The organism is Mycobacterium montefiorense (assembly GCF_025823255.1).
Lineage (GTDB): Bacteria > Actinomycetota > Actinomycetes > Mycobacteriales > Mycobacteriaceae > Mycobacterium > Mycobacterium montefiorense.
Genome location: NZ_JACKVL010000017.1, coordinates 434,866 through 443,430, shown reverse-complemented (window position 1 = coordinate 443,430; position 8,565 = coordinate 434,866). Strand labels below are relative to the sequence as shown.

The 8,565-nt window shown below is 67.2% G+C and carries 9 protein-coding genes; 8 read left to right on the top strand and 1 reads right to left on the bottom strand.

Annotated elements, in window-relative coordinates:
• The 8 genes from H7K34_RS22085 (at nucleotide 1) to eccE (ending at nucleotide 7,288) form a co-directional block, all read left to right on the top strand.
• A complete protein-coding gene (locus H7K34_RS22085) occupies nucleotides 1-309 on the top strand; it encodes a PE family protein (RefSeq protein WP_108922180.1) in 309 nt (102 codons plus the stop codon).
• Nucleotides 310-311: 2 nt separating this feature from the next.
• Complete coding sequence (locus tag H7K34_RS22080; protein ID WP_264064150.1) at nucleotides 312-1,805, top strand: PPE family protein; 1,494 nt, start codon at nucleotides 312-314, stop codon at nucleotides 1,803-1,805.
• A gap of 66 nt (nucleotides 1,806-1,871) precedes the next feature.
• Nucleotides 1,872-2,165 carry a WXG100 family type VII secretion target gene (locus H7K34_RS22075; RefSeq protein WP_108922181.1) on the top strand — a complete coding sequence of 98 codons (294 nt, stop codon included), beginning with the start codon at nucleotides 1,872-1,874 and terminating at the stop codon, nucleotides 2,163-2,165.
• A gap of 32 nt (nucleotides 2,166-2,197) precedes the next feature.
• Nucleotides 2,198-2,488, top strand: a complete 291-nt coding sequence (locus H7K34_RS22070) for a WXG100 family type VII secretion target (protein ID WP_264064149.1) — start codon at nucleotides 2,198-2,200, stop codon at nucleotides 2,486-2,488.
• Between the two features lie 10 nt (nucleotides 2,489-2,498).
• Nucleotides 2,499-3,377: an ESX secretion-associated protein EspG gene (locus H7K34_RS22065; RefSeq protein WP_264064148.1), complete on the top strand. Its 879-nt coding sequence runs from the start codon at nucleotides 2,499-2,501 to the stop codon at nucleotides 3,375-3,377.
• Between the two features lie 82 nt (nucleotides 3,378-3,459).
• On the top strand, nucleotides 3,460-4,875 hold the full coding sequence (gene eccD / locus H7K34_RS22060; RefSeq protein ID WP_264064147.1) for a type VII secretion integral membrane protein EccD: 1,416 nt from the start codon (nucleotides 3,460-3,462) through the stop codon (nucleotides 4,873-4,875).
• Nucleotides 4,872-6,281, top strand: coding sequence for a type VII secretion-associated serine protease mycosin (mycP, locus tag H7K34_RS22055; RefSeq protein ID WP_264064146.1), 1,410 nt, complete (start codon nucleotides 4,872-4,874; stop codon nucleotides 6,279-6,281). Before eccD ends, mycP begins: the two co-directional genes overlap by 4 nt.
• Nucleotides 6,278-7,288: a type VII secretion protein EccE gene (gene eccE, locus H7K34_RS22050; protein ID WP_264064145.1), complete on the top strand. Its 1,011-nt coding sequence runs from the start codon at nucleotides 6,278-6,280 to the stop codon at nucleotides 7,286-7,288. The genes mycP and eccE overlap by 4 nt, the downstream gene beginning before the upstream one ends.
• Here the strand turns inward: eccE and H7K34_RS22045 are convergent.
• Nucleotides 7,275-8,477, bottom strand: a complete 1,203-nt coding sequence (locus H7K34_RS22045; protein ID WP_264064144.1) for an alpha/beta hydrolase family protein — start codon at nucleotides 8,475-8,477, stop codon at nucleotides 7,275-7,277. The two genes, eccE and H7K34_RS22045, sit on opposite strands and share 14 nt — an antisense overlap.
• Nucleotides 8,478-8,565 lie beyond the last annotated feature (88 nt).

Genomic DNA, 8,565 nt, shown 5'->3' with positions numbered 1-8,565 from the left:
ATGACGTTGCGAGTAGTTCCCGAAGGCTTGGCGGCGACGAGCGCGGCGGTGGAGGCGCTGACGGCGCGGCTGGCGAGCGCGCACGCGGCGGCCGCTCCGGCGATCACCGCCGTGGTGCCGCCCGCGGCGGATCCGGTGTCGTTGACGACGGCCGCCGGGTTCAGTGCCCAGGGGCAGATGCACTCCGTGGTGGCCGCCGAGGGTGTGGAGGAGCTGGGCCGCGCCGGTGTGGGCGTGGGCGAAGGTGGGACAAGCTATCTCGTGGGTGACACCGCGGCGGCCGCTACCTACGGAGTGGGCGGCGTCTGACAATGACGGCGCCTATCTGGATGGCTGCTCCGCCGGAGGTGCATTCGGCGTTGCTGACCGCGGGTCCGGGACCGGGGCCGCTGTTGGCGGCCGCCGGTGCGTGGACCGCGCTCAGCACCGAATATGCCGACGCGGCAGCCGAACTCAGTGGGCTACTGGGGGAAGTGCAAGCCGGCGCCTGGGAAGGGCCCAGCGCCGAACAGTATGCGGCCGCACATGTGCCGTATCTGGCGTGGCTGATCCAGTCCAGCGTCAACAGTGCGGGTGTGGCCGCCCAGCATGAGGTCGCGGCGGCGGCCTACACCGGCGCCCTGGCGGCAATGCCGACGCTAGGGGAGCTGGCCGCCAACCACACCGTGCACGGGGTGCTGGTAGGGACGAATTTCTTTGGGATCAATACGATTCCGATTGCGGTCAACGAGGCCGACTATGCGCGGATGTGGGTCCAGGCCGCCACCACGATGAGCACTTACCAGGTCGTCTCCGGTGCCGCGCTGGCGTCGGCGCCACAACCGGACCCGGCGCCTGACGTGCTGCGTCCCGGTGCCGAGGCCAACAACTTCTCGACGCTGGCCCAGCAGAGCGACTCGAACTTGGGAAATTGGATCGACGACCTGTTCCGGCAGCTGCAGCAGTTCTTCCAGGATCTCTTCCAGAATCTGCAGCAATTCCTCTCCGACCTCATGAGGAATTTGGGGCCGTTCCTGGTGGCCTATGGGCCAATATTGTTCTTCCTTGCCTACCAGGTAGTCACCAACTTACTTGGCTGGCCCACCTGGGGCGCGATTTTGACCGCGCCCTTCCTCATCCCGCTGGTCATCGGGATTGGCGCCTACTTGTACCTGCAATCTCCCGAGGATCTACCGGATGAGCTGCCCGCGGTGGTCCCACCGGTGCAGGCGTCTCAAGCTTCGATGCCGCCCGTGGCCGCGATGGCCCCACCCGCCCCGGCGCCCGCATCGGCTCCGGCGCCCGCGCCCGCCTCGGCTGCCACTGCGGCGACCGCGCCGGCACCGGCCCCGGCCGCCGGAACTTTCGGCTACTTGGTCTACGGCGGCGGCGATCCGGAAACCGGCTTCGGCCCGACGTTGGGTGGCCGCGGTGGAGTAAAGGCACCGGCCGCGACCATCCCGGCTGCCGCGGCGGCGGTGCCGGGCCGGGCGGCCGCGGCACGGCGTCGTAGGCGAGCCGCCATGCGCGATCACGGCGACGAGTTTCTGGATATGAACGTCGACGTCGACCCGGACTGGGGCGGCGCGCCCAATGAAGAAGAGCTATTGACCGCCGCGATCGCTTCGGGAATTGGGGCCGGACGGCTGGGGTTCGCCGGCACCGCGCGAAAAGACGCGGATCTGCGAGCTTCCGGATTGACCGAGCTGGCCGGTGATGAATTCGGCAGCGGCCCGCGGATGCCGATGGTGCCGGGCACCTGGGATCACAACGGCGAAGGCCCGGGTGATCCCGATGAAGCGGGGGGAGAGGGCTCCGAAAGTTAGCAAGACAGTTAGCCACTCGTCAGCCAATAATCGAAATCGTAAGGGACGGAAGAGAAAGGAATCGTTATGAGTCTTCTAGATGCTCACATCCCGCAGTTGGTGGCCTCGCAATCGGTGTTCAGCGGCAAGGCGGCCCTGATGCGCAGCACGATCAGCCAGGCCGAGCAGGAGGCGATGTCTGCCCAGGCGTTCAACCAGGGTGAGGCCTCGGCGGCATTCCAGGCCGCGCATGCCCGGTTCGTGGAGATGGCCGCGCGGGTCAACACCCTGCTGGATATCGCCCAGGCCAACCTCGGTGATGCGGCGAGCACCTACGTAGCCGCCGACGCCGCTGCCGCTTCCGGCTACACCTCGTTCTGAGCCGACCACCAATAACCGCGAAAGGACTTGTGATGTCGCAGATTATGTACAACTACCCGGCGATGTTGAGCCACGCCGCCGATATGTCGGGCTACGCCGGCACGATGCAGGCGTTGGGTGTCGATATCTCCACCGAGCAGGCCGCACTGCAGAACGCCTGGCAGGGTGACACCGGTATGACCTACCAGCTTTGGCAGGTCCAGTGGAACCAGGCCATGGAGGCGTTGGTGCAGTCTTACCGGGCGATGGCCGGCACGCACGAAAACAACACCTTGGCCATGTTTGCCCGCGATACGGCCGAGGCCGCCAAGTGGGGCGGCTAGCCCTACCTCGATGAGTGTCGAGCCCAACGCCGTCGAGCTGACGGTCGAAAACGCGTGGTTCATCGCGGAAACCATTGGAGCAGGTAGCTTCCCGTGGGTTCTGGCGATCACGACGCCATATCGCGACGCCGCGCAACGAGCTGCGTTCTTCGAAGTTCAGAAGGACGAGCTGACCCGGATGGGTCTGATGTCGCCGGAGGGTGTCGTGAATCCGGCGGTCGCCGACTGGATCAAAGTGGTGTGTTTTCCCGACCAATGGCTCGATCTGCGCTACGTGGGTTCCGGCGCGGCCAGCGGTGCCGGCGAGCTATTGCGCGGCGTTGTCGCGCGGCGCGCCGGTACCACCGGCAGGTCGTCGGTGACCGTCGTCGCGCTGCGCAGCGCGCAGTTGGTCACGTTTACCGCTATGAATATCGACGACGTACGGGCGCTGATTCCGGTCCTCGGTGTCGGCTTGGGTCAGCGGCCGCCGGCGCAGTTCGCGGAGTTCAGCATGCCGGCGCGGGTCGGAGCCCGCGCCGACGAGCGGCTGCGCTCCGGGGCGGCGCTGGTGGAAGTCCTTGACTACCTGGGCATTCCAGAATCGGCACGAACGGTGGTGGCATCCGTCTTCACGGGTCCGCGTACCTACGTCGAAATCGTCGCCGGCTGCCATCGCGACGGGCAGCATGCCACCACCGAAGTTGGAATGAGCATTGTCGACACCACCGCGGGCCGGATCCTGGTCAGTCCGTCCCGCGCGTTCGACGGCGAATGGGTCTCGACCTTCGCGCCCGGAACGCCGTTTGCAATCGCTATCGCGATTGAACACTTGACCGCGTGTCTGCCCGATGGCCACTGGTTCCCCAATCAGCGGCTGTCCCGAGATTTGTCCACCCAATACGCGTAATCACAACGAGATAGAGAGAGAGCATGATGTCCCAGGAACGGCCCCAGTCTAATTCGAGGGTCCGGTGACCTCCGGCGCCGTCATGCCGATCGTTCGCGTGGCGATCCTCGCGCACAGCCGGCTGACAGAAATTGCCCTGCCCGCCGAACTGCCGCTGCGCGAAATCCTGCCCGCGGTACAGCGATTGGTGGTCCCGGCGGCCCAGAACGGCGATGGTGGCGGCCCTGACGATGCAACGCGCGCCGGCGCGGTTTCCGATCTGAGCCTGGCGCCCATCGGGGGAGCGCCGTTCAGTCTGGACGCCAGCCTGGACACCGTCGGAGTCGTCGACGGGGATCTGCTTGCGCTGCAGCCGGTTCCGACCGGCCCGGCCGCGCCCGGCATCGTCGAGGACATCGCCGACGCCGCGATGATCTTCTCGACATCCCGGCTCAAGCCCTGGGGCACAGCTCAGATCCAGCGCGGGGCGCTGGCCGCGGCGATCTTGGTTGCCTTCCTGGCCACCGGACTGGGAGTCGGTTACCGCGTGGCAACCGGCGGGCTCGCCGGACTTGTCGCGGTCAGCGTGATCGCCGCGGTGACGGCGATCGCCGGTCTGTTCGTCACGCTGCGTTCCGAACGCACCGGGATGGCACTGTCGATGGCAGCGCTGGTTCCCATCGGCGCCGCGTGCGAGTTGGCAGTACCCGGGAGGTTCGGGGCGGCACAGCTGGTGCTGGCCGCTGCCGGCGTCACCGCGTGGTCGTTGATCGTCCTGATGGTGCCGAGTACCGAGCGTGAACGGATCGTCGGCTTTTTCACCGCGACTGCGGTGGTCGGGGCCGGGGTGTTGTTGGCCGCCGGTGCTGAATTGCTCTGGCAAATACCGATACTGACCATCGGTGCCGGCCTGGTTGTGGTGGCTCTGCTGGTGACCATCGAGGCGCCGCAGCTTTCCGCGCTGTGGGCGCGCTTCCCGCTGCCGGTCATTCCAGCACCCGGTGACCCGACTCCGTCGGCGCCGGTGCTTCGGGTGCTCGAGGATCTGCCCCGGCGGGTGCGCATCGGCGACGCTCACCAGAGTGGTTTCATCGCCGGCGCCGTGCTGCTCGGTGTGCTGGGATCGGTGACGATCGCGTTGCGCCCCGAGTCGTTGAGCGGTTGGGGTTGGTATGTGGTGGCGGCAATCGCGGCCACCTCCGTCCTGCGTGCCCGCGTGTGGGATTCGGCCGCGTGCAAGGCGTGGCTGCTGGCTCAACCGTTTCTGGTTGCCGGTGCCCTGCTGGTGTTCTACGCGTCGACCGGACGTTTCCTCGCCGCGCTGATCGCGGCAGTGGTGCTCGTCGTGTTGGCGCTGGCGTGGGCCGTGGTGGCACTGAACCCGAGTATCGGCTCGCCGGAAACGTACTCGCTGCCGCTGCGCCGGCTGTTGGGCTTTGTCGCGACCGGTCTGGATGCTTCGCTGATTCCCGTCATCGCCTACCTGGTCGGTCTGTTCGCCTGGGTGCTCAATCGATGAATCGTGACGGATTCGCCTGCCTGAGCGCGGTGCTGGTCTTTTCACAAGCCGTTATGCCGTGGGCCTGTCCGCCGGCGTCCGCGATCAGCCAGCCGGTGGTCGACCCGGGCGTGCAACCGCCCAGCGGAGCGGCCGGCCCGGTGCAGTCGATGGAGCAGCGCGGGCCCTGCAGCGTCACCGGCGTGATCGCCGGCAGCGATCCGGCGGCGGTGACACCCAGTCAGGCAATGCTGAATCTTCCTGAGGCATGGCAGTTTTCCCGCGGTGAGGGTCAGCTGGTGGCGGTGCTCGACACCGGAGTGCGGCCGGGGCCCCGGCTGCCCAATGTCGATGCCGGCGGCGATTTCGTCGAGACGACCGACGGCCTGACCGACTGCGACGGGCACGGCACGCTGGTGGCCGGCATCGTCGCCGGGCAGCCATCCGCCGAGGACGGCTTCTCCGGCGTCGCACCCGCGGCACGTGTGTTGTCTATTCGGACCGGGTCCGGCAAGTTCTCGGCTCGAACGCCGGGCGGCGATCCGGCAGTGGCGCGGGTCTCCCTCGCGGTCACGACGCTGGGCCGGGCGATCGTGCACGCTGCCGATCTCGGGGCCCGGGTGATCGACATCTCGGAGGTCACCTGCATGGCTGTCAATCGGCCTGTCGACCAGGCTGCACTCGGTGCGGCAATCCGCTACGCGGCGGTGGACAAGGACGCGGTGATCGTGGCGGCCGCGGGTAACACCGGGTCGACCGGATCGGTCGGCGGCGGAATGTCCTGTGAGTCAAACCCGCTCACCGATCTGAGCCGGCCGGATGATGCGCGCAACTGGGCCGGTGTCACAACGGTCTCCATTCCGTCGTGGTGGCAGCCGTACGTGCTGTCGGCAGCTTCCCTAGCACAGGATGGACAGCCGTCGAAATTCACCATGTCCGGTCCGTGGGTGGGAATCGCGGCCCCGGGCGAACACATTGTGTCGGTGAGCAATCGCGACGGCGGCGGACTGGCCAACGGCCTGCCCGACGATCATCAGCAACTCAGCGCGCTCAGCGGCACCAGCTACGCGGCCGGCTACGTGTCGGGTGTCGCAGCGCTGGTGCGCAGCAAGTACCCCAAGCTGTCCGCCGCCGAGGTGGTGCGCCGGATCACCGCGACCGCACACAACGGCGCCCGGGTGCAGTCCAACATCGTGGGCTCCGGCAGCGTCGACGCACTGGCAGCCCTGACTTGGGAACTGCCCGCTAGCACCGGGCCGGCCGGGACGCCGGCCAAACCGGTTGCCGTGCCTGCTGCACCGGCACCCAAAGACAACACCGGCCGGACCGTTGCGTTCGCCGGGACGGCCGCGCTGGCGTTGATCGTCGCGGCTGTTGGTGCCGCGGCAGCGATCGCCGCGCGTAGACGGAAGGAGACCACCTCGTGAGCTCGATCCCGATCCCGGGGAGCGCCCGAATCACCCTGGCCGCGTTGGCAATAGTGCCCGCAGCATTGGCCTACCCCTGGCACTCGAGTCGTGACTACTGGCTGCTCGGCATCGCCGGCGTCGCGGTGATCGTGTTGTTCGGCTGGTGGCGTGGATTGCATTTCACCACGATCCTGGGGCGCCGGCTTTCCATCATGAGCCGCCGTTCCAACCCAACCAGCGAGCCGGACACTCAATCACCGGTTGCCGCAAAGACAACCGCGTTGGTGCGGATCGGCCCGCCCACGGCCGACGGCGCGGTGTTCCCCCTGGAGCTGATCGCCGGCTACCTGGACCGCTACGGCATCCGCGCCGACAAGGTCCGTATCACTAGCCGCGACAACGCATCCGACGCTTCGCGACGCGAGACGTGGATAGGTATCACAGTGTCGGCGGCCGACAATCTGCCTGCTTTGCAGGCACGTTCGTCGCGCATCCCGCTGTATGAGACCGCCGAGGTCGCCGCGCGGCGGCTTGCCGACCACCTTCGGGAGATTGGATGGGAAGCCAACACGGTCGCAGCCGACGACGTGCCCCGCTGGCTGACGGCCAAAGTCCGCGAGACGTGGCGCGCGGTACAGCGCGGCACCTCGGATTATGTTGCGGCATACCAGATCACCGTCGACTCGGCGCTGCCCGAGACGCTGGAGGCCATCCGGTCGCAGTCCGCCCGCGAGACGTGCATAGCTCTCGAGATCGGCGGTCCGCGATCGGCAGACCAGAACACGGTCGCGGCCGCGTGTGCCTTCCTCACCGACGGGCCGCCCGAAGGTGCGCCGCCGGTGGCCGGACTCATTCCGCAGCGCGGCAACCAAGGGCCGGCGCTGGCGGCACTGGATCTGTTGTCCACGCAACGCCTTGACGGACACACCGACGTACCCGCCGACTTGCTGGCGACGCTGGACTGGCCGACGCCGATCGCCGGAGCCCATCGGGCGGCGCGAACAGAGGCGGCTAGTCCAGCATAAGACCCTGCAAGAAGCCGGTCATCCTGCGCAGATAGTCAAGCTGACTGATATGCAACACATGACTGCCGGGAAACCAGTGCAGCGCACAGTGATCCCAGTGCTCCCAGAGCATGACGGCTTGTCCCGGAGGCGCCATCCGGTCGGCGAGGCCGGTGATGATCATCCGCCGGTCCTTGGAAAGCAGCGGCTGGTAGTTCAGCGGGCAGTGGTAGGCCAGCCCGGCGTTCAGCTCGTCGCGGTTGATGCTGGACAACGCAAGTCCCAGGCCGACCAGCTTGTTGGCCGGGAACCACTGGTCGAACATCGTCGCCGGTGTGACGACCGGGCAGTTGGCGATGACGGCATCCAGCCGGTCGTCGACCGAGGCCACCAGCGCGGAGGTGTAGCCGCCCAGCGAAATACCAGTAAGTGCAATGCGGTCAACGCCGGTGTGGCGCAGATAGTCGATGATGGACCGGAAGTCGTGCACGGCCTGGGCCATCGATTCGGCGAAGCCGCTGAGCCCGCCGGAAAAGTAGCCGAAACCACTGAAAGGCGAAAGCTTTTCGGCGCGCTGGCCGTGAAACGGCAACGTGTACAACAGGACGTCGTAGCCGGACCGGTAGTACCACGGCAACGAGAAGAAGCGGCCGTTGGCCAGATACGACGACCCCATGAAGCCGTGGATGACGCACAGCGTGGGCCGCGGTCCGTCGTTGTGGCGCCAATCCTGAGCGCGCACGATGTTATTGGATCCCCAGGCATTCCAGCGCTGGCGCAGCGCTGGATTGATCGCCGTGAAGCTGCTGGGGAACGAGATGTTCTCGACGGTGCCGCGCGCGGTCCAGTTCGCGAGCGGACCCGCCGGCCGCGACGATACCCGTGGCAGCTCGGTGGCAGCTGGAAACGACTTCGCCGGGTCACGGTCGGCCGCCAGCTCGGCGTAGAAGTTCAGGTTGCTGCGCTCGCTACCGGATTTGGTGTGGCGCAACGAGGTGGCGACAACGACCGGTGCCGCCGTCGCGGCCAGCAGCGACGACACCCAGGTGCGCAATGCGACGTCGCCGAGGGCAGAAGCCACGACCACCCTGCGTTCGCGCGGCGACAGCTCCGAGAGCGGGGGCAATCCGTCGGCGCTGGGCGGCACATCGGCGCCTGGAACGTCAGGAACTGGAATGGGCGGATCGATGGGATCTGTGTCGGGCGCCACGAACGCCGATGCTATCCCGCCACGGTGGCAAATCCTGGGCGTTTTATGAGTTCCGATGCAGAATTCCGGGCCCACTCGGGGCGCGCGG

Bases quoted from the DNA above. Each gene is read 5' to 3' on its own strand.
- H7K34_RS22085 (WP_108922180.1), top strand. From the start codon at position 1: ATGACGTTGCGAGTAGTTCCCGAAGGCTTGGCGGCGACGAGCGCGGCG.
- H7K34_RS22080 (WP_264064150.1), top strand. From the start codon at position 312: ATGACGGCGCCTATCTGGATGGCTGCTCCGCCGGAGGTGCATTCGGCG.
- H7K34_RS22075 (WP_108922181.1), top strand. From the start codon at position 1,872: ATGAGTCTTCTAGATGCTCACATCCCGCAGTTGGTGGCCTCGCAATCG.
- H7K34_RS22070 (WP_264064149.1), top strand. From the start codon at position 2,198: ATGTCGCAGATTATGTACAACTACCCGGCGATGTTGAGCCACGCCGCC.
- H7K34_RS22065 (WP_264064148.1), top strand. From the start codon at position 2,499: ATGAGTGTCGAGCCCAACGCCGTCGAGCTGACGGTCGAAAACGCGTGG.
- eccD (WP_264064147.1), top strand. From the start codon at position 3,460: ATGCCGATCGTTCGCGTGGCGATCCTCGCGCACAGCCGGCTGACAGAA.
- mycP (WP_264064146.1), top strand. From the start codon at position 4,872: ATGAATCGTGACGGATTCGCCTGCCTGAGCGCGGTGCTGGTCTTTTCA.